17 protein-coding genes are annotated in these 19,529 nt (G+C 52.2%); 5 read left to right on the forward strand and 12 right to left on the reverse strand.

Annotation, left to right across the window (positions count from 1 at the left end):
• The first annotated feature begins 113 nt into the window (after nucleotides 1–113).
• From NDI45_RS00750 to NDI45_RS00760, 3 genes are all read left to right on the forward strand, one after another.
• Nucleotides 114–1,418 (forward strand): glycoside hydrolase family 10 protein, encoded by a 1,305-nt coding sequence (locus NDI45_RS00750; protein ID WP_348245781.1) that lies wholly within the window; start codon nucleotides 114–116, stop codon nucleotides 1,416–1,418.
• 136 nt (nucleotides 1,419–1,554) lie between these two features.
• Complete coding sequence (locus NDI45_RS00755) at nucleotides 1,555–2,916, forward strand: lysozyme (protein WP_348245782.1); 1,362 nt, start codon at nucleotides 1,555–1,557, stop codon at nucleotides 2,914–2,916.
• A gap of 150 nt (nucleotides 2,917–3,066) precedes the next feature.
• The gene (locus tag NDI45_RS00760; protein WP_348245974.1) at nucleotides 3,067–4,704 is read left to right on the forward strand and encodes a hypothetical protein; all 1,638 of its coding nucleotides are present in this window, start codon (nucleotides 3,067–3,069) and stop codon (nucleotides 4,702–4,704) included.
• Nucleotides 4,705–4,964: 260 nt separating this feature from the next.
• Here the strand turns inward: NDI45_RS00760 and NDI45_RS00765 are convergent, their stop codons facing one another.
• The 10 genes from NDI45_RS00765 to NDI45_RS00810 form a co-directional block, all read right to left on the reverse strand.
• Nucleotides 4,965–5,411, reverse strand: coding sequence for an SH3 domain-containing protein (locus NDI45_RS00765; protein ID WP_190790164.1), 447 nt, complete (start codon nucleotides 5,409–5,411; stop codon nucleotides 4,965–4,967).
• A gap of 39 nt (nucleotides 5,412–5,450) precedes the next feature.
• Nucleotides 5,451–6,968, reverse strand: a complete 1,518-nt coding sequence (locus tag NDI45_RS00770; RefSeq protein WP_348245783.1) for an AAA family ATPase — start codon at nucleotides 6,966–6,968, stop codon at nucleotides 5,451–5,453.
• A 159-nt stretch (nucleotides 6,969–7,127) separates the two neighbouring features.
• A complete protein-coding gene (locus NDI45_RS00775) occupies nucleotides 7,128–7,628 on the reverse strand; it encodes a YceD family protein (protein ID WP_190790166.1) in 501 nt (166 codons plus the stop codon).
• 143 nt (nucleotides 7,629–7,771) lie between these two features.
• Nucleotides 7,772–8,284: a R3H domain-containing nucleic acid-binding protein gene (locus NDI45_RS00780; RefSeq protein ID WP_348245784.1), complete on the reverse strand. Its 513-nt coding sequence runs from the start codon at nucleotides 8,282–8,284 to the stop codon at nucleotides 7,772–7,774.
• Nucleotides 8,285–8,292: 8 nt separating this feature from the next.
• Nucleotides 8,293–9,534 carry a membrane protein insertase YidC gene (gene yidC, locus NDI45_RS00785; protein ID WP_190790168.1) on the reverse strand — a complete coding sequence of 414 codons (1,242 nt, stop codon included), beginning with the start codon at nucleotides 9,532–9,534 and terminating at the stop codon, nucleotides 8,293–8,295.
• 168 nt (nucleotides 9,535–9,702) lie between these two features.
• Entirely contained in the window at nucleotides 9,703–10,101 is a 399-nt protein-coding gene (locus NDI45_RS00790) for a PH domain-containing protein (protein ID WP_190790169.1), read from the reverse strand.
• Nucleotides 10,091–10,462 carry a ribonuclease P protein component gene (rnpA, locus tag NDI45_RS00795; RefSeq protein ID WP_190790170.1) on the reverse strand — a complete coding sequence of 124 codons (372 nt, stop codon included), beginning with the start codon at nucleotides 10,460–10,462 and terminating at the stop codon, nucleotides 10,091–10,093. Before rnpA ends, NDI45_RS00790 begins: the two co-directional genes overlap by 11 nt.
• A 26-nt stretch (nucleotides 10,463–10,488) precedes the next feature.
• Nucleotides 10,489–10,629, reverse strand: a complete 141-nt coding sequence (gene rpmH / locus NDI45_RS00800; RefSeq protein WP_190790171.1) for a 50S ribosomal protein L34 — start codon at nucleotides 10,627–10,629, stop codon at nucleotides 10,489–10,491.
• An 82-nt stretch (nucleotides 10,630–10,711) separates the two neighbouring features.
• Nucleotides 10,712–11,266, reverse strand: a complete 555-nt coding sequence (locus NDI45_RS00805) for a DUF2808 domain-containing protein (RefSeq protein WP_199296339.1) — start codon at nucleotides 11,264–11,266, stop codon at nucleotides 10,712–10,714.
• A 165-nt stretch (nucleotides 11,267–11,431) separates the two neighbouring features.
• Nucleotides 11,432–12,448 (reverse strand): glycosyltransferase family 2 protein, encoded by a 1,017-nt coding sequence (locus NDI45_RS00810; RefSeq protein WP_190790172.1) that lies wholly within the window; start codon nucleotides 12,446–12,448, stop codon nucleotides 11,432–11,434.
• Nucleotides 12,449–12,689: 241 nt separating this feature from the next.
• On the opposite strand from NDI45_RS00810, the gene NDI45_RS00815 reads away from it, so the two are divergent.
• The gene (locus NDI45_RS00815; RefSeq protein WP_190790173.1) at nucleotides 12,690–13,358 is read left to right on the forward strand and encodes a response regulator transcription factor; all 669 of its coding nucleotides are present in this window, start codon (nucleotides 12,690–12,692) and stop codon (nucleotides 13,356–13,358) included.
• Between the two features lie 83 nt (nucleotides 13,359–13,441).
• Here NDI45_RS00815 and NDI45_RS00820 read toward each other — a convergent pair whose 3' ends face one another.
• The gene (locus NDI45_RS00820) at nucleotides 13,442–14,047 is read right to left on the reverse strand and encodes a hypothetical protein (protein ID WP_190790174.1); all 606 of its coding nucleotides are present in this window, start codon (nucleotides 14,045–14,047) and stop codon (nucleotides 13,442–13,444) included.
• A gap of 462 nt (nucleotides 14,048–14,509) precedes the next feature.
• Between NDI45_RS00820 and NDI45_RS00825 the strand changes: the two genes are divergently transcribed.
• Nucleotides 14,510–15,847: a homoserine dehydrogenase gene (locus tag NDI45_RS00825; protein ID WP_190790175.1), complete on the forward strand. Its 1,338-nt coding sequence runs from the start codon at nucleotides 14,510–14,512 to the stop codon at nucleotides 15,845–15,847.
• A gap of 36 nt (nucleotides 15,848–15,883) precedes the next feature.
• On the opposite strand, the gene NDI45_RS00830 is transcribed toward NDI45_RS00825, so the two are convergent.
• Nucleotides 15,884–19,525, reverse strand: coding sequence for a hydantoinase B/oxoprolinase family protein (locus NDI45_RS00830; protein WP_348245785.1), 3,642 nt, complete (start codon nucleotides 19,523–19,525; stop codon nucleotides 15,884–15,886).
• Nucleotides 19,526–19,529 lie beyond the last annotated feature (4 nt).

A 19,529-nucleotide genomic window follows, 5' to 3' on the forward strand; every position in this document is an offset into this window, starting at 1 on the left:
TTTTGTTGCAGGTTTATCAGCAGAGAAGCGATGTCGCTTACAGAATTTGAGCGGACGGGTATCCTGAATCTCTGTAAGCAAGATAAAACCCCTTCTAGATTGCCAAACTACCAATGAAGTTTCGTGTGGATTTGCTGTTTTCGTCTCGTTTTATGTCTCGCTTTAGCCGCCGAACCGATTCTCCGCAAAATCAATTTTTGAAACAGTCTTTCCGACGCGGATTTGCCGCGCTGTCTCTAATTCTGATCGGCTTAGTGGGGTCGTTTCTGCTGAAGGGAGAACTGCTTGGCATCGCCTCTGCTCGTGCTGCGAGTCCGCCTGTGAGCGAAATTCGGGGTGTCTGGCTCACCAACGTAGACAGCGAGGTGATGTTTAGCCCCGATCGGCTGGACGATGCACTGCAAACCCTGCGGCAAATGAACTTCAACACGGTCTACCCAACGGTGTGGAACTGGGGCTATACGCTCTATCCCAGCCCGATTGCACAACAGGCAAGCGGTGTGGCGATCGATCCGCGAGTGCCAGCTTTGCAGGATTGGCAAATGCTGTCGGACTTGATTCAGAAAGGGCATCAGCAAGGATTAACTGTGATTCCCTGGTTTGAGTTTGGCTTTATGATCACGGCTGAATCAGAAATTGCGCTGCGGCATCCTGACTGGATCACCAACCGACGAAACGGTAGCCAGATTTGGCAAGACGGTATTTATCAGCGTCGCTGGCTCAACCCCTTTAAGCCAGAAGTGCAGCAGTTTATTCTCGGTTTGATTCTGGAAATTGTCACTCGCTACAACGTAGATGGCATCCAATTTGACGACCATCTGGGACTGCCTGACGACTTTGGCTACGATGCTTACACGGTGCAGCTTTATCGCCGTGAGCATCAGGGCAAACTGCCCCCTGCGAGTCCGCAGGACCCAGAGTGGGTCAAATGGCGGGCAGACAAAATTACCGCGTTTATGAGAACGGTGTTTCAAGCCGTCAAAGCCCGCAAGCCCAATGTTCTCGTTTCTCTGTCGCCCAACAGCTATCCCTTTGCCTATCGCCACTTTTTGCAGGACTGGCGCAACTGGGAGCGATCGGGCTTGATTGAAGAACTGATTGTACAAATCTATCAAGGCAATTCGCAGCGATTCCTTGCGGAGCTTTCCCGCCCCGAAGTGCAGGCAGCCCGACAGCATATTCCCACTGCGATCGGTCTCCTGACCGGCCTTAAAGACACTCCGATTCCCATTCGGCAAGTGCAGCAGCAGGCAATCTGGACGCGCGATCGACGCTTTGCAGGTATTTCCCTATTCTTCTACGAAAGTCTGTGGAACCTCAGCCGCGAAAGACCGCAGGATCGGCAGGCAGTGCTGCGATCGATCATGGCAGGGCAAGTGAGGCGTCCGAGTGTCTTGGATAAAGGGGGAAATGATTAAAAATCCTCCACATGGGTACTCTATCCACTGAAATCGCCTGTTATAACAGAACCGATGAGTTACCTGTCAGGGTTCATCTATTCGGGGACTCACGTTTTGCTCCGTGATTGCTCTGTTGTCACAGGATGTTCGATCGATGGTGTACTCAGTGCGAATGGTCTTGGATACGTGGCTGAAGCATAGTACGGCTCAAGGCTCAAAGCTCCCGGAAAACCAAAAAGAGTTTGTTCGGGCAGGAACCGTGTTGCCGATCGTCGCGTTTGAATCGGCTGCTGAGAATCATTGGCAAATTACGCTCGGTCGAAATGCACAGGGTCAGCAGATCCAGTTCCAGGGCAGGAATACCTGGTTTGTGTACCGTCCTGCGGCGCAAATTTTGCAAGACGGACAGGCGATATCAAGCACTTCCCCATCAGGGGCAGTCACTCCCTCGTCCCCTACTTCTCCTTCTGCATCTACATTTATGTATAGTCTTCGCACCGTATTGGATACCTGGCTGAAGCAAACCACCGGGCAGGGTTCGACCCTTCCAGATGACCAGCGACAATTTGTGAACAATGGAACTGTTTTGCCACTGAATAGCTTTGCAACTGCCAACAATGATCACCTGAAGATTACGCTTGGTCGGAATGCCCAGGGTCAGCAGCTTCAGTTCAAAGGTCGAAATACCTGGTTTGTTTATCGTCCTGCGGTGCAAATCCTGCAAAATGGCAAGCCGCAGTCTCCCAGCCCGGCTCCCACTCCCGCGCCTCGTCCGCAGCCGTCTAAGTTTAGTATTCGGCCGCTGATTGATACTTGGCTCAAGCAAACCACCGGGCAGGGTTCGACCCTTCCAGACAGCCAGCGACAGTTTGTAAACGGCAGCACTGTTTTGCCGATCGTCGCCTACGAAGTTGCGCCCGATAATCATTTACGAATCACTTTGGGCATTGATGCTCAGGGAAACCAGGTGCAGTTTAAGGGTAAAAATACCTGGCTCATTTATCAGCCTGCGGTGCAGTTGCTTCGAGATGGACAGCCGATCGGCAATTCTCCCACTCCAAGCGGAGCGCGGCAGATTAACAGCAAGGGGCTACGGCTGCTCAAGTCGTTTGAGGGGCTGCGGCTTGAAGCGTATCTGGATGCCGTCGGCGTCTGGACGATCGGCTACGGCACGACTTCGGGCGTGTTCCCAGGACAGCGGATCACTGAGGCACAGGCAGAAGAATTCCTGCGGCGTGATCTGCGGCGATTTGAAGCAGCGGTGACGGATTTAGTGACAGTTCCGCTGAACGACGATCAGTTTTCTGCACTGGTGTCGTTTACCTACAACGTGGGTGAAGGCGCTTTTGGAGGGTCAACCCTGCTGCGCCTGCTGAATCAGCGCGACTATCGTGGGGCCGCTGAGCAATTTCAGCGGTGGAATCTAGGCGATGGCGTTGAGCTACCGGGACTGACACGCCGCCGCCGGGCAGAACGGGCACTCTTTTTGAGCGAAGACTTCACTGTGTTTCTCTAGCTCTTAGCATAAGAGCAGTTGGCCCATGGGGCGCATTGCATTAAATTCCTCACCAGGGGTAAGGATGGATACCCGATCGCCCATAATGACAACAAGCGATCCATTTTCTCCCCTGACCCCTGATCTCCCTTGACCCCCGAAGGAATCTCAATGCTGCGAGAAGTCACCCCTGCAATGCGCGATCCCAATACCCCGCCCGATGTGATCATTCAATCAGAGGCACGCCGCCCGGAAACCGATCCAACCTTGGGGATTTCGGCGAATATGCCTCGGCAGGTCGCACAGCAGGGCACCCCCCGACATCGACTGGTGGCGATCGGTGACTCGCTGACGCAGGGCTTTCAGAGCGGCGCAATTTTTAATACAAGTCTTTCTTATCCGCGTTTGATTGCGGCTGAGCTGGGCTGGGCAGAGTTCCGCTATCCCATCTTTGCTGGACCGGGCGATGGTTTGCCGATTAATCTAGAGTGGCTGGCCCGACGGCTAGAGCGGCGATACGGCGAAGAAATCAACTGGTGGGAATTTGCTCCGGCTCTGCTTACAGTGCGGGATTTACTCGATCGCAGCGAAGACTACTGGGAGCGGGAAGCGGGTTCGATTCCGCCTGACCCTTATGGCAGGATCAATCACAACCTGGCAGTTTACGGCTGGGATTTGCGAAACATTATTTCTAAAACCGCCGATTGGTGTCTGGATAAAATTCGGCAACACCCGTCCAGGGATAACCTGGTGCGTCAAATTGTGCAGAATGCCAATGAAATTGCTGCCGTTCGAGTTCTGAATTCCGCCAGAGATGCTGAGGGACGGGCACTTTCCCCGCTCGACGCAGCCCAGGCACTCGGCGCAGAAGGCACGCTGGAAACCGGAGAAGGCGATGGTATCGAAACGCTGATTGTCCTGATCGGATCAAACAACGCGTTGGGCAGCATCCTTCAGTTCAACGTGGTCTGGAGCGGCGAGGGTTACGACGACGTTAACCGAAACGATCGCTACACCGTTTGGCGACCGATTCACTTTGAAGCCGAATGGAACCAGGTCGTCGCGCAGCTTAAGCAAATTCGCGCCCGTCATGTCATTATCGGCACGGTTCCCCATGTGACGATCGCCCCCTTTGCTCGAGGTGTAGACCGCAAAGTTGCGCCCGGTTCCCGCTATTACCCGTACTACACGCTGCCCTGGATCAACGATGACCAGTTTAATCCTCAAAAACATCCCCACATTACCGAGCAGCAGGCCAGGGCAATTGATAGCGCGATCGATCAATATAACGATGTCATTGCCAACTCGGTCAGGCAGGCACGACAGGAAGGGCGAAACTGGTATTTGTTTGAGCTGGTGAGCTTGCTCGATCGGTCTGCCGTACGCCGCTATGTCCTCGACCCCACTGCGCGTCCCTCTTGGTGGGAAGACGTAGGTGGAGCCTACAAGCTGCCTGCGCCGCTGCAAGCCCTTGATCCGGTTCCTGACTCGCGCTTTTTCGTGTCCGATCGCCTGGGTCGCAAGCAGGGCGGTTTGTTTTCGTTGGATGGCATCCATCCCACAACGATCGGCTATGGCATCATGGCGCAGGAAATTATTCAGATCATGCAGCTTACTGGAGTGCAGTTTAATCAGCCCAACGGCACGCCCCGACAGGGCAAAGTTGAGATTGATTTCGATCGCCTGATCGAGCTGGATACGCTAATTTCTAATCCGCCCAAATCAATTTCGAGTGACTTGAGTTTGATTAGCTGGCTGGACAGTAATTTTAATGTGCTGAGTCGGATGGTGCGATCGAGTACGGCTTAGGGGGCGGGGCGTAGAGAGTAAAGCAACTGGGAATTCAACGGCAAACTCGAATATTTTAGTTAGGAATATTTTAGTTAGAACGATTCGCGATCGGATTCTCCAAGATGTAACTCAGGCAGTGCCCCTGCTCACGCGCTACCAAAAGCTCTGAAAACAGGAGGAAGCCATCGCCCTAGAAAGCCCAATTCAAATGGAACTGCTGCTGTCTGGACGAATGATTAAATAGTAAGACACCCTCAAGGCTAGGAAGGGGGATCAAATTAGTTGATGCGCTCTGTATTGCCGCCTTTGACCCAGCCTTCACTGCCATCCGTCAGCCGAATTTTTTGCCATCCGCCATCCGGGCTGTCCTGCAAAACCGTGACCTGTTGATTAAAGTCAACTCCGCCAATTTGAGCTGCATCTGCACTGGCTTCCTGCCGCAAAATTAAACCGATCGGCTGATTAACCCGGGCAGCAAATCCCTCCGTTGCCGGACTGGGACTCGCGGCAGGAGAAGCAGCAGGGGCAGCAGGACTGGCAGCCGCAGACGGAACAGCAGGCGGAGCAATCGGAGACGGAGACGGATCATTAGGAAACGTCGGTCTGGGCGGCGGAGTCGCGACGCGAGTGAGCAGATATCGAGTAGCCGCCATGCCCGAAGCAAACAGTAGCCCGATCGCCAGCGTAACTCCCAACACAAACTGACTGATATTGGTCAAACTCATCGTGCAATCCCCAATCTCAAAGGTGAACTCAACGACACCCTATTGTATGGACTGTTGCTGAATTCTGCTACCTAAACTATTAAGGCGAGAGGCAAGCCGCACTCTGCCGTTTTCTGCCCAGTCTTGCAAAATCCGAATCTGGTCTTGAGCAGTACGCGCCAGGGGAATGAGCTGACTAGCAGCTTCTAAAATATCTTCTGTCGTGAAGTCTCGGTTCTGGCTAAAGCCCAGGTGCATAGCTTCGATTAAAATTTGCTCAATTTCTGCCCCAGAAAAGTCAGGGGTTTCATAGGCAAGGCGATCGAGGTCATAACTCTTCAAGTTGTGGGGACGCAGGCGCGAAAGATGCACGGCAAAGATGGATTTTCGCTCTTCCTGGCTGGGAAGCCCCACAAAGAAAATTTCGTCAAACCGTCCGCGCCGCAGCATTTCGGGCGGCAAAGCCTGAATATTATTCGCCGTCGCGACAACAAACACTGGAGATTTCTTTTCGGCTAACCAGGTAATAAACGTACCAAAAACACGGCTCGTGGTTCCCGAATCGCCTCTACCATCAACACCGGCAAACGCTTTATCGATTTCGTCAATCCAGAGAATGCAGGGAGCCAGAGCCTCCGAAAGCTGAATCATCTGTCGGGTTCGCAGTTCCGACTCTCCCACCAAACCTCCAAACAAACGACCCACATCCAGTCGCAGCAGAGGCAAATGCCAGTGATGGGCGATCGCCTTTGCCGTCAGGGACTTCCCAGTTCCTTGGATGCCGACCAGCAGCAGCCCTCTGGGATGGGGTAAGCCATACTGACGCGCCCGCTCGGTAAAGGCTCCGCCCCGCCGTAATAGCCAGTCCTTCAGGTTATCCAGTCCACCAATGTCAGAAATTCGCTCGGTTGCTGGATAAAAGTCAAGGATCTGGGTCTGGCGAATGGTTTGCCGCTTTTCTTCCAGCACCAGCTCGACATCTTCCTCCTGAAGGGTTCCTCGACTGGCGATCGCTTTTGCCAAAACGCGGCGAATTCGCTCCATTGAAAGTCCCTGACAGGAACGCACCAGTTCATCCAGCATTTTTGCGTCCAGCGTTTGCCCGGTTGCAGGTAAAAGGCGATTGAGTTCTGTTCGAATCTCCTCGGTTTCCGGCAGGGGAAATTCCTGGACGGTCAGCACTTCGCCTAAGTCTTCAGGAATTGAGAGCTGGGGCGACAGCAGCACAATATTCTTCGGCTGAGACTTCAGCAAACGCGACAAGTTTCGCAGCTTCCGCGCCACTGAAACATCTTCGAGAAACCGATGAAAATCTCTTAGCACAAAAACGGCAGGAACCGTCACAGGCAGCTTTTCTACAAATTCTAGTGCCTGAACAGGATTGCGTTTTCCAAAGCCCGTATCGTTGGGATTACCTTGATAGCCGTCTACAAAATCCCAGAAATAAACACCCCGGTTGCCCTGCCGTTTTGCAGATTCGACAATGGCAGCTTCAACCCGTTCTTCTTCGCGTGTCGGGATGTAAATGATGGAATAGCGGGCACGCAGCAGCAGTTCAAACTCGTCATTAAAAGCCATCAGCAGTCAGAGCCTAGTGAGCGGTTCAGATGAAGTGATTCACAGTTGAGGCAAATCGCTATACGAAAAGTCTCCACTTCACTCTACCAATTCACTCTTAGAAATCAATCCGCTTCCGGTTCTAACTGCTGATTTTCCTGCCGCACAGGACGGCTGCTACTAGGGTAGATGGTTGCGTAAGGCTTCCAGCGATGCCCAACGCCGATCGACTGTCCCCGACGTCTCACTGTTCTCCTGAATTTGAATACCCTGACACTGCTGATCACAAAGCTGACGCTGTGGCAGAGCCAGACAAAACTGCTCATACAGCCAGGTTTCAGGCGCAAAAAATCCGTTGGGCGGCAGCGTTTCGACCAGATCGTCAAAGGCAACTTCGACCTCTGCGCCCTCTTCTTCAGGCTCAATTCGCTCTTGAAGCCAGATCACCTCAGAAGCATCTACCACAAGCCGATGATTGTACTGCTGAAGGCAGCGATCGCAGGTCAGCGTTACGATCGCTTCTGCCTGGGCACGCACTTCCAGATAGCCTGACCGATGGCTCACTTTAACAAAGCCCTGCACCGGAGTCAGCGTTTCCAGCTCGCGCAGGTGCTCGCGTACAGAAATCGTTTCGGTTTGTTCAACTGCCTTTAGAAGCTGCGGGATGTAGATCCGTTCCATAATCAGTCCCTTTAACACGAATTAGAGCCACGACAGAAACAGCAATCCTGCCTCAGCTCTTTTCATCAGTTTAACAAGCACTGTTTATCAAAAACGTTGAGTATTTTCCGACCGGGGCGATTCGGGTTTACCCAGAATGAGGGTTACTCTTCAGCAGGCTCCGCTTCAATCTGGTGCAGACGAATCACTAAGCGGCGATCGGGTTCTCGCCCCCGGCTAAAGGTTTCCAGGTCAGTGAATTCTTTCAGATAGGTATGTACCTGTCGGCGTTCTGCGGATGAAAGGGCAGTCAACTCGTATTCCTCACCGCTTTCGCGCACCTGCTCTATCGCACGATCGGCAAGAGCCTGAAGCTCAGTTTGCCGTCGTACCCGATATCCTCCCAGCTCCACTGTAAACGCGGTTTGCTGCTCTTCTGGATGCCCTAAGTTCAGCGTAGTATTCGCAAGATACTGAATTGCGTCTAGAACAGCCCCATCCGTTCCTAGCAGCGACTCAACCTGGGCAGGAGACAGGGTGCGATCGTCGATCGTCAGCCAGCAACTCCCCTCCGTGCTAAGCTTATCTGCATTCACTTCAACAGAGGCGGGCAGTCCCGCCATGGTCAGCAATTCTTCCAGCCATTGTTTGCCGTGCTGAACTGAGGTGTCATCCATAGCAGCCCCTAACCTTTTTTCTTGTCGGTGCGCCCAGTGTCTTTCTTTGCAGTCTTATTCACAGACTTGTTTTCGGATTTAGGCGCATCCTTCTTAGCCGTTTCTTTCTTAGGTTCCTCCAGTTCTTTTTTAGAACGAACTGGCTCAAACGGTAAAGCTTCTCGACCGTTGCCCTGCGCTTTTTCTTCAGCCTCCACCAGCTTTTGCAAATTTTCCGGCAGGGGTTCTCTGGAAAGAATCCAAGTTTGCAGGGTTTGGAAAATGTTGGCAATCACCATATACATCAGTACCCCGGCAGGCAGCGGGAAGAACAGAAACATCCCGGAGAATATCACAGGTGTAATCCGGTTGACCGTCTGCTGCTGCGGATTCGAGTTCGGTCCCTGTCCTGAGATGAGCTGGTTGACGTACAGGCTGAGTCCGAAGAACACCACCATGCCGACAATATCCCAATTAATGCTGCCATCTGGATCGGTTGCGCCAACTCGTCCCAGAGCTTTGATAAACAAGAAGCCTTTGTTGGCTGCCAGTCCGGGCATTATTCCTTGCAGTGTAGCTTCACCGGGCTGGAGTGCTTCCAGGCTACCATTTTCATCAATGCGAACCAGATCTTCGCCTTTGGTAATCTTCCAGCTTGGCTTCAGCTCGGTTTCAGGATACTCCGCCAGCACTTCTTTCAGCGATTTACCCTCAGAAGTTTGAAACAGAATTGGCGTTTTCTCACCGATTGCAAGCTTATTTCCACCTGCAAGCAGTGCCGCGACCGGAACGTGAACTCCGTCCGCAATATAAATATTTTGAGGATTCGTGGTAAAAGCTTGGGGCTGAATCTGCTCGATCTGCTCACGCGGCAAAATCTGCACGTTAACGTTGTAGTTCACGTCAGAGAATGGCGACCCACGCAAGGTGGCAAACAGCGCAAACAGGACAGGCATCTGCACCAGAACGGGAAAACATCCCGCCAGCGGATTGCCAAATTCCTTATAGGTTTTGCTCATTTCCTCCTGCTGCTTTGCAGGGTCGTCCTTGTAGCGTTCCTGGATTTCTTTGACCCGCTTTTGCATGGCAGGTTGAGCAACTCGCATCCGACGCATACTGCGAATTGAACCTGCACTCAAAGGATAGAGCGCAAAACGAATTACCAGGGTCAGGGCGACGATCGCCAGACCATAGCTAGGCACAATCCCGTAAAAGAAATCCAGGATCGGCAGCATTACATTGTTTGATAAAAATCCGACACCAAAGTCCATGCGCTTTGTCTACCTGCGTCCTTCGAGTGAGTCCAAGTCTAGCGTACCGAAATTGTGAGCGATTATGAGTAGAGAAAACCGAAGAGGCAAGGAGCTATTATCTGAGCAACAGGGTCGGGATTTTCCCGCAGAGTCTCAGACTCAAAGCATCTCCTGCCCTCGGAGCAATTACTTCGACGTACCTAGCCCGCCGCTGATGTTCCGCGCTCTTGCTGGAATTTTTTCACTAATGTAGCCATACACTTCTCGGAACTTGGGCACTGCTCGCAGCTCAATCCGGCTGCCGTCCTTGAGCGTAATCACCATATCGCCCCAGGCTCCCAATCCTCGCGGTACAGTCACAATTTTGGCGACTTCCGAGTAGATAAAATCAGCTCGATCGCGACCCATCCAGCCGCCTGTTACCGAGATTCGGCGATCGGTAATGCGATAGCGAAGCCAGAGGGCACGAACGATCGCGCCAACCGTAAGCGGCAGGCATATCACTGTGAAGCCTAGCAGAATATTCGTAATTAGCTCGCCGATATGAGGACCGCCCTCGTAATAGACTTCTTCCTTAATCGCCATGCCATACCTCAGCACTTGTCAATAGCTGCTTTAATTCTTGCAGAAATTGTTCATAACCGCACTGAGTTGCGCTGGGTTTTACCACAATAACCAGCATCCAGCCTGGAACCAAAGCGGGAAGAAACTGCCGGAATACAGCATGAATTTGCCGCTTAATCCGGTTTCGCACTACTGCCCGCTTACTCACTTTTTGGCTGATCGAAATCCCAATCCGGGCACAGCGAACTGCCTCTGAATTTAGCGCAGCCGGCAAACGCAAAGCTCTCAACGTCAAATTAGCAGTCGATCGCCGTAGACCCGACTGATAGACTCTGCTAAAGTCATCACGATGTTTAAGCCGATGGCATCCAGGCAGAGCCACGTCAGCCCATCCATTGACGATCGCGTCTAACTAACAGAAAGTTTTTCCCGACCTTTCTGCCGCCGCGCCTTAATCACACGCTGTCCATTCTTGGTTCGCATTCTTGTCCGAAAACCAGAAACCCGTCTGCGCTTCCGGCGAGTTCCTTCCAGGGTGCGCTTAGTCATACCGCTTTGCTCCCAGCAATTCTAAAGATCTAAAAAGCCACGATTTCTAATCATACCACCCCGTTGCCGGGAAGCAAGAAGGCTAGCGAGATGCACTGCCCTGGTTGTTGATGCTAAGAATCCAGGTTCCCACATAGCGCATCATCGGCAGATCGCCCGGAGAGCGCACCATTGCATTGAAATAGTGAGTTCCCGGACGGTTGGGGTTCCGTACGTTAGACAAAATGATTTGCACCCGGGTATCTGCCGGAACAGGTTCCTGAGGGTAAATTTCCAGCACCCGGTTATCCTGATCCCATACCACATCCTCGATCGCAATTTTCTCGCCGTTTGACGTGACTTCGACCCGCTCTGGGTCAAATCTGCCCCCATAAGTTTCGGGGTAAGTGACGGCAAATTCAGATACCGCAAACGTCATTTTGGTGGCTGGAATATTGAGATAGTACCGATCGCGAGTTCCCGGTCTACCATAGTAGTCCTGCCGATAGCTGAGCTGATTTTCCCGGCTTACGCCACTAAAAATCGTTAACCCCGGACCTCCCTGAGCCAGAGCGGTTGCAGCTAGCCCGGTCAGGAGACAGCTACTTGCTGCTAGAGCGGCAAAAAGACGAAGCATTGGAGAAGTTTGGCGTTTCATAGGTTAGGAATGATTTACAGCTACATTGCCAGGAATGTTAGCAAGTCTTAATTCACCTAAAGACTCTATCAAAATTCGTGAAGTTCCGCGTGCGCGATCGGACGTATCCAAGGACTGGCACAAGCCTCTGCAAGGCGTTTAGAGTATTCCACCCAAGCGACATCGCTATGGCAGAGACCCCGATGTCCCGACGATTTCTCGAATTCGGTAGATCGGACGCTTTTGAGACTCATGATAGGTTCGCATCAGCAGCTCTGCCAAAAGCCCAAAGCTAAAAAGCTGTACTCCCGTTAAGAACAACACGACTGCCAGAAACAGCAAAGGGCGATCGCCAATACTTTGCCCCAGTGCAAACTTGACAAAGGTCAGGTAGAGTCCGGTTGCTATGCCTAGCAGCATTGAGATCAAGCCAAACCAGCCAAAAACGTGCATGGGCCGGGTGAGAAATCGCTTCATAAAAAAGATGGTGAGCAAATCCATCAAAACGCGAAATGTGCGCCCCAAGCCGTATTTACTCTGTCCAAAGCGGCGGGCATGATGCCGAACCGGAATCTCAGCGATTCTGGCTCCCTCAATAAATGCTAGAGCGGGTAGAAAGCGGTGCAACTCACCATACAGATTCATATCGATCACGAGTTCCGATCGATAAGCCTTCAGTGAACAGCCATAGTCGTGAATCTGCACGCCTGTCACTCGACCAATCAGCCAGTTCGCAATGCGAGAAGGAATCAGGCGAGTCATCATGGCATCCTGCCGCTGCTTGCGCCAACCGCTCACCAAGTCATATCCTTCTGCCAGCTTTGCTAGAAGATTGGGGATATCAGCCGGATCGTTTTGCAAATCAGCATCTAACGTAATAATTACTCGACCCCGCGCCTGGTTGAACCCGGCTGCCATTGCTGCAGTTTGACCGTAGTTGCGACGCAGCAGCACTGCTTTTAGGTCCGTCCGCTCCTGAGCCATTTGCTTTAGCAGCTCGGTCGAGCCATCCTTTGAGCCATCATCAACACAGATAATTTCATAGGAGAGCTGATTGTCTTGCAGCGTTCGGGCGATCGTCTCCATCAGCACAGGTAGGCTTTCCACCTCGTTGTAGAGCGGCACGACCGCAGAGACGTCCAGCGGCTGACTGGGTAACACAACCCGTTCCTTCGCATTGCCCGACAACAAGGATGAACTCATAGCTTTTTTAAACTCCTCTCCCAGGTAGTATTCCATTCTCAGCATGAAACTGCATAGATGGAAAGATCTCAATCTGCTTGTAGGACGCAGCAGCCGATGATTGAGTGCCATTTCTAGTCAAAAGGGCGTGGCAAAATACATCATAGAACTGAAGAAACGATACAGTTCCAGCAGTCACAATGAAATATAGTTCATCTCTGACTCTATCCAGGTCAGAAGTCATGTCAAGAGGTTATTCTTCATGCCCCTGACAATTCTTGTTGCCGACGACGATCCAGGAACTTGTCTTGCGGTCAGTGATTATCTTGAGCTCAAGGGCTATTCGGTAATTGCAGCAGACAATGGGGCAAAGGCACTAGATTTGGTCGGTCACTACAGACCGCACTTGCTCGTCACAGACGTAACAATGCCGCAAATGGACGGCTACGAACTCGTTCGTCAGGTGCGTCTCAAGCCAGAATTCCGGCTGCTGCCTGTGATTTTCCTGACCGCCAGAAGCGATACCCAGGAGCGAATTCGTGGCTATCAGCTAGGGGGTGATGCCTATCTTGCTAAACCATTTGAGCTAGAAGAACTGGGAGCCGTTGTTCGCAATTTGCTGGAACGATCGCAGCTCATTGCAACCGAGTGGCGATCTCAGGCAACGGTGGGAAGATCAGAAACAGATACGGCTGTGCAGCCTGTAATTCAACCGCCTGCTTCGCGTCAGCAGCTATTAGATTTTACAGGCCGCGAAATCGAAGTTCTTTCCCTGCTATCCGAGGGATTGTCGAATAACCAGATCGGAGAGCAGCTCCACCTGAGCCCGCGTACGATCGAGAAATATGTGAGCAGCCTACTGAGAAAAACTGAAGCGAACAATCGAGCAGAACTGGTGCGCTATGCAATGGAGCATCACTTAGTTGACTAAGCAAAGTTGACTGAGCAAAAGCTATTTTTCGCTTGCTCAATTCCAACGGAAGTTGACCAAATCTACCGCAAACCGAATGCTGCTCAGGTTTTGACCTTTATGTTAAGCTTGCCCGGAGTACGACGAGTCTTACGAATCGAGTAAGGCAGTACCCCAACTAGCAGAGCAAAAATCTCATCCGGGATGCGGGCGATCGTTTCTTGATCAAAGTAGGTTTCAAATTGGGTTAAGACCATCTGGGCGCGCTTATCCGGCTCCGACTGGTCAGTAGACTGCTGGGTAAGCTTGATCCACTGTCGCCGGATCAAGTAGGCATTCTGGCGATCCTTGTGATGTTCAGGACGCAGCAAAGAGAGGTTTCCAACGGGAATAACGCGCTGACAGTCTTGATCGAAAATGCTGCCGATCGCTGCCCCTGGTCCTGCAAACTCGGCATGAAACTCTTTACATAAAATGAGTCCGTTGCGTCGCCGACTGTTTACAATCCAGAGTTGACCCTGACGCAACCGCTCTAAAATTTGCTCTGCTGCCTCATCTTCAAGCTGGGGCGGGTAGTCGAGTTCTGGCATGAAATCGATCGCGCTGCCGTGAGGCGGATTGCAGCTGTTCATTGTTCGGTTGGTTGAGACAGCATAGAAAGGACTCTCTCGTGAGGGAACCTGATAATACTGCCGAGTTTCGCTGTCCATCTCAATCAGCTCCCGTGGCTTGCCTGAGGCAGGCAATTCATGCAATACACTTTTGCAACACCCTCTTGGAACACCCTTTTACCGGACGTTTACCGGACAGATTTTGCAGGAACACCTTACCGATCGCCTGAAGTTACCGATTGCCTAAAACAACTGCTGCCCTAGACAGCATCTGCGGCAAAATCGCTGCCTTATCGATTCGATGATACCTCCATCTTATTGCATTCAACTTCGGCTGGGCATGGGTGATCATCAAGAGATTTTTAAGGAGATATGAAGATTGCCTGACAACAAGAGGTTTTTACTTGTGAGAGGGGTGGAGGTTACGGAGATTCTGCAGGAGATCTGCAATCGCTTCTCTAAAGCAGCATCTTGACGACTGAGGATGAGATTAAGGTGCTGCTTCTGATGCCGCACCCGCCTACAATTGTCAGGTAGACCTGTTTGAGTGAGTGATTGCCCGTGGCATTTAAGGTTGGCTTATTGGGATTAGGAACAGTCGGTTCAGGCACAGCCGCGATTCTGCTTGATCCGGCGCAGCGACATCCCTTGCTGCAAGAGCTGCAAATCCATCGTGTAGGTGTTCGATCGCTCGATAGAGCCAGGTCGGTCGATCTGCCCGCAGAGCAACTCACGACTGATTTAGAATCGATCGTCACCGATCCAGAAATTGATATTGTCGTTGAGGTGATGGGGGGCTTAGAGCCTGCGCGTTCCTTAATGTTGAAGGCAATTGCCCACGGCAAGCACGTTGTCACTGCCAATAAGGCGGCGATCGCTCGTTATGGGGATGAGATTTTTACGGCAGCAAATGCGGCTGGGGTTTATGTGTTGATTGAGGCGGCGGTTGCGGGCGGCATTCCGGTGATTGAGCCGTTAAAACAATCGCTTTGTGCCAACCGAATTCAGACAGTCATTGGGATTGTGAACGGCACCACAAACTATATTTTGAGCCGGATGCAAGCGGAAGGCAGTGATTTTCATGATGTACTGGCAGACGCTCAGCGATTAGGGTATGCCGAAGCTGATCCAACAGCAGACGTTGATGGACTCGACGCAGCCGATAAAGTGGCAATTCTGGCATCGCTGGCGTTTGGGGGGCGAATCAAGCTACCCGAAGTCTACTGCGAAGGAATTCGATCGGTCAGTGCAGCGGATATTGCCTACGCAGAAAAGCTTGGCTTTGTGATCAAGCTACTGGCAACGGCGAAGCGGGATGCTGTTAAAGATGCTGTTAAAACAGATGAACTAGAGCAGTTGCAGGTGCGGGTTCACCCGACACTGGTTCCCAAGAGCCACCCGCTTGCCAGCGTAAATGGCGTCTATAACGCGATTTTGATCGAAGGTGAACCTGTGGGGCAGGTGATGTTTTTCGGTCCTGGGGCAGGGTCAGGACCAACCGCCAGCGCAGTCGTCGCCGATATTCTTAATATTGCTGCCATTCTGAAAGTAGGACGCGAAACGGTTGTGCAGCCCAATGGCAAACCTTTGCTTGATCCGTTGCTTGCCTGCTCCCATCAGCATTACAGCAAAATCACGCCGATCGATGAACTGGTAACACGATTTTATGCACGGGTTTTAACCCAGGATAGTCCGGGCGTGATTGGGAAGCTCGGAACCTGTTTTGGCAACCACGAGGTGAGCCTGGAATCGGTGGTGCAAACCGGAATGCGCGATGATTCCGCAGAAATCGTGGTAATCACGCACTATGTTCGAGAAGCCAACTTCCGGGAGGCACTGGCGGAAATTCGATCGATGGAGTCAGTGCAGACGATCGCAAGTGTACTGCGCGTTCTTTAACTGCTGAGCCAGGGTTCAATCTGGGTAAGCCAGAGTTTAATTTGAGGGATTGCCATATCCTCCGCCACCGGGCGTTTCAATCCTAAACTGATCGCCTGGATTCATCGTGACTTCGGCTCTACCGCTTAAAAGTTCCGTTTCACCGGTCGATCGCACGACTGAATTGCGTCCGATCGCCCCTGGCTGACCGCCTGCTAACCCAAAGGGAGAAACCACACGATGGCTGGACAGAATTGCTGCCGTCATCGATTCCCGGAACTGGAGACAGCGAATTACTCCATTGCCACCCTGATGAGTTCCCGTTCCGCCGCTTCCGGTACGAATCGCAAAATTTTCGAGCAGCACCGGAAACCGCCATTCCAGCACTTCTGGGTCGGTGAGGCGCGAATTGGTCATGTGGGTTTGCACTGCGTCTGTGCCATCGAACGTTTTGCCTGCTCCTGACCCGCCGCAAATCGTTTCGTAATACTGATAGCGATCGTTGCCAAACGTGAAATTGTTCATCGTGCCCTGTGCGGCTGCCATGACTCCGAGCGCACCATAAAGGGCATTGGCGATTGCCTGGGAAGTTTCTACATTGCCTGCAACCACGGCAGCGGGGTAGTGCGGATTCAGCAAGCTGCCTTCCGGGACAACGATCGTGAGCGGCTGAAGACAGCCTGCGTTCAAGGGAATATCATCCTCAACAAGCGTTCTAAACACATAAAGAACGACCGCTTTGCAGATTGCGAGGGGTGCATTGAGGTTGTTGGGCTGCTGCGGAGAAGTCCCTGTAAAGTCAACGGTTGCTGTACGGTGAGGGCGATCGATCGTAACTTTGACCTGAATTTGAGTGCCATCATCCATCGGGTAAGTAAAACTGCCGTCTTGAAGGACACTGAGGACTCGCCGCACTGCTTCGGCTGCATTATCCTGAACGAACTGCATATAGGTTTGCACCGTTTCTAGCCCGTAGTGACTCACCATGCGCCGGAGTTCTTGCACACCGCGTTCGTTCGCTGCCACCTGTGCCTGAAGGTCGGCAATATTTTGGTCGGGATTACGTGCCGGATAAGCTTCGGTATTTAACAATTGCCGCATCTCCGCTTCACGAAACTGTCCCTGTTCGACCAACAGAAAATTATCGATCAAAATGCCTTCCTGCTCGATCGTTTGACTATGCGGCGGCATTGAGCCAGGTGTGATTCCCCCGATATCAGCATGATGTCCGCGTGAGGCAACGTAAAACTGCGGTGTATTAGTTTCTAAAAAAACGGGTGTGATCACCGTGATGTCAGGCAAGTGAGTACCGCCGTTGTAGGGATTATTTTGTACATAGACATCGCCCGGTTTCAAGCGGTTGCCCTTTGCGGTCATCAAGCTCTGGACACTTTCGCTCATCGAACCCAAATGCACTGGGATATGGGGTGCGTTAGCAACTAACTGTCCACTGCGATCGAATATGGCACAGGAAAAATCCAGCCGTTCCTTGATGTTCACAGAGTAGCTGGTGTTTTGCAGCGTCACACCCATTTCTTCAGCGATCGATCGCACCAAATTATTAAAAATTTCCAGCAGTACCGGGTCGGGCTTGGCGAGCGGTAGGTCGATTTGGGATTCGCGCTGAGCATTGACACCCGTTTGCTTTTGCAGCAGCAAATGATTGTTCTCGGTTAGAACTGCCAGCCAGCCGGGTTCAATTACGTTCGTACTGGTTGCTTCGATCAGCAGAGCTGGTCCCAGGAGACGATCGTGGGCACAAAGCTGCTCACGCAGGTAGACGGGCGTATTGTGTTCCTGGCCCCCAGTGTACATCTGCACCGTTGAGGTGGGGTAAAGGGGTTGAGTCCGTGGGGGAGCGGTTACCCGCTCGGTCGGGGTAGTCGTTTTACCGATCGCTTCAACTGAAACTGCTTCTACAATTAGGGGTTTGTTCTTCATCACAAACCCGTATCGTTGCTGATATGCCGACTCGTACTGGCGCAGCATGGCTGGACGATCGCCAAAGTCAATAACCAATGCAGAATCCGTGCCTTCATAGCGCAGATGAACTCTGGAAAGCGATCGAATATTCTCCGGCAAAATGCCCTGCTGCTGAACGGCGGTGTGAGCTTCTGCGGTGAGGTTATTCAGAATTTCGGTCAGGGTCGATAGTACTTCATCGGTAAGACGGGCTTCGATCGCCTGTTCGCGAATCGTGCTGATATCTGCCAAGCCCATACCGTAAGCCGAGAGTACACCAGCATAGGGATGGAGAAACACCTGACGTATGCCCAGTGCGTCTGCAATGCGACAAGCGTGCTGTCCGCCTGCGCCCCCAAAACAGCAAAGGGTGTATTGAGCCACATCGTAGCCGCGCTGGATCGAGATTTTTTTGATCGCGGTTGCCATTTTGTCAATCGCGATCGTTAGAAATCCTTCGGCAACTTGCTGAGGAGTTTGAGCACTCCCTGTCTTTGCCGCAATTTCTGCCGCTAAATGAGTGAATTGTTGCTGCACAATCTGGAAGTCGATCGGCTGATTGCCCTCCTGCCCAAAAACCTGTGGGAAAAACTGCGGCTGGATTCTACCCAGCATTACATTACAGTCTGTCACTGTCAGGGGTCCGCCTTTGCGATAGCAGGCAGGTCCAGGATGTGCTCCCGCCGATTGGGGTCCGACTCGATAGCGCGCACCGTCAAACTGCAAAATCGAACCGCCTCCTGCCGCAACCGTATGAATTGACATCATCGGCGCACGCAGTCTGACTCCTGCGACCTCGGTTTCAAACACCCGCTCATACTCGCCGTTGAAGTGGGATACATCGGTTGAAGTGCCACCCATGTCAAAGCCGATAATTTTGTCAAATCCTGCTCTCGCACTGGTTTGCACCGCTCCCACAATGCCGCCTGCCGGACCAGAGAGAATGCTGTCTTTGCCCTGAAACAGGCTAGCATCGGTAAGCCCGCCATTTGACTGCATAAACATCAGCGCGGGCTTGTAGCCAGTGTCCGATTGCTGAAGTTCAGCAGCAATGCGATCGACATATCGCCTCAGAATCGGCGACAAATAGGCATCAACAACCGTGGTATCTCCCCGGCTCACTAGCTTCATCAGCGGACTGACTCGGTGAGAAACGGAAATTTGAGTGAATCCGATCGCCTTTGCAAGGTCAGCAACCTGCTGTTCATGGGCGGGATAGCGATAGCCATGCATTAAGACGATTGCACAGGCGCGAATTCCTGCGTTGTATGCAGTTTGGAGATCGGCAGTCAAACGAGTAGGATGAAGCGGCGCGAGAATTTCGCCTTGAGCTGTACAGCGTTCCTCGACTTCGATCACGCGCTCATAAAGCATTTCCGGTAAAACAATTTGCCGCGCAAAAATGTTGGGGCGATTCTGATAGCCAATCCGTAGCGCGTCGCGAAATCCCTGCGTGATCAGCAGCACGGTTCGATCGCCTTTGCGTTCCAGCAGCGCGTTGGTCGCAACGGTGGTTCCCATCTTAATTGCCGCAATTTGGGCCGTAGGGAGCGGCACGTTTACAGGAAGACCCATTACCTCGCGGATGCCTTGAAGAGGCGCGTCGCTGTAGCGATCGGGATTCTCAGACAGCAGCTTGTGAATCGTCAGAGAACCGTCTGGACGCTGCGCTACAACATCGGTAAACGTGCCGCCTCGATCGATCCAAAACTGCCAGCGTCCTTGCTGAGAAGTCATAATT

This window comes from Leptolyngbya sp. GB1-A1 (genome assembly GCF_039962475.1).
GTDB lineage: Bacteria > Cyanobacteriota > Cyanobacteriia > Elainellales > Elainellaceae > Leptolyngbya_A.

Coding starts and splice junctions, on each gene's coding strand:
- NDI45_RS00775 (WP_190790166.1), bottom strand. CDS start 7,628: ATGGAACGGATCTACATCCCGCAGCTTCTAAAGGCAGTTGAACAAACC.
- NDI45_RS00770 (WP_348245783.1), bottom strand. CDS start 6,968: ATGGCTTTTAATGACGAGTTTGAACTGCTGCTGCGTGCCCGCTATTCC.
- NDI45_RS00820 (WP_190790174.1), bottom strand. CDS start 14,047: ATGGACAGCGAAACTCGGCAGTATTATCAGGTTCCCTCACGAGAGAGT.
- NDI45_RS00755 (WP_348245782.1), top strand. CDS start 1,555: ATGGTGTACTCAGTGCGAATGGTCTTGGATACGTGGCTGAAGCATAGT.
- rpmH (WP_190790171.1), bottom strand. CDS start 10,629: ATGACTAAGCGCACCCTGGAAGGAACTCGCCGGAAGCGCAGACGGGTT.
- NDI45_RS00810 (WP_190790172.1), bottom strand. CDS start 12,448: ATGAGTTCATCCTTGTTGTCGGGCAATGCGAAGGAACGGGTTGTGTTA.
- NDI45_RS00760 (WP_348245974.1), top strand. CDS start 3,067: ATGCTGCGAGAAGTCACCCCTGCAATGCGCGATCCCAATACCCCGCCC.
- NDI45_RS00790 (WP_190790169.1), bottom strand. CDS start 10,101: ATGGCGATTAAGGAAGAAGTCTATTACGAGGGCGGTCCTCATATCGGC.
- NDI45_RS00805 (WP_199296339.1), bottom strand. CDS start 11,266: ATGAAACGCCAAACTTCTCCAATGCTTCGTCTTTTTGCCGCTCTAGCA.
- yidC (WP_190790168.1), bottom strand. CDS start 9,534: ATGGACTTTGGTGTCGGATTTTTATCAAACAATGTAATGCTGCCGATC.
- NDI45_RS00830 (WP_348245785.1), bottom strand. CDS start 19,525: ATGACTTCTCAGCAAGGACGCTGGCAGTTTTGGATCGATCGAGGCGGC.
- NDI45_RS00765 (WP_190790164.1), bottom strand. CDS start 5,411: ATGAGTTTGACCAATATCAGTCAGTTTGTGTTGGGAGTTACGCTGGCG.
- NDI45_RS00750 (WP_348245781.1), top strand. CDS start 114: ATGAAGTTTCGTGTGGATTTGCTGTTTTCGTCTCGTTTTATGTCTCGC.
- NDI45_RS00780 (WP_348245784.1), bottom strand. CDS start 8,284: ATGGATGACACCTCAGTTCAGCACGGCAAACAATGGCTGGAAGAATTG.
- NDI45_RS00815 (WP_190790173.1), top strand. CDS start 12,690: ATGCCCCTGACAATTCTTGTTGCCGACGACGATCCAGGAACTTGTCTT.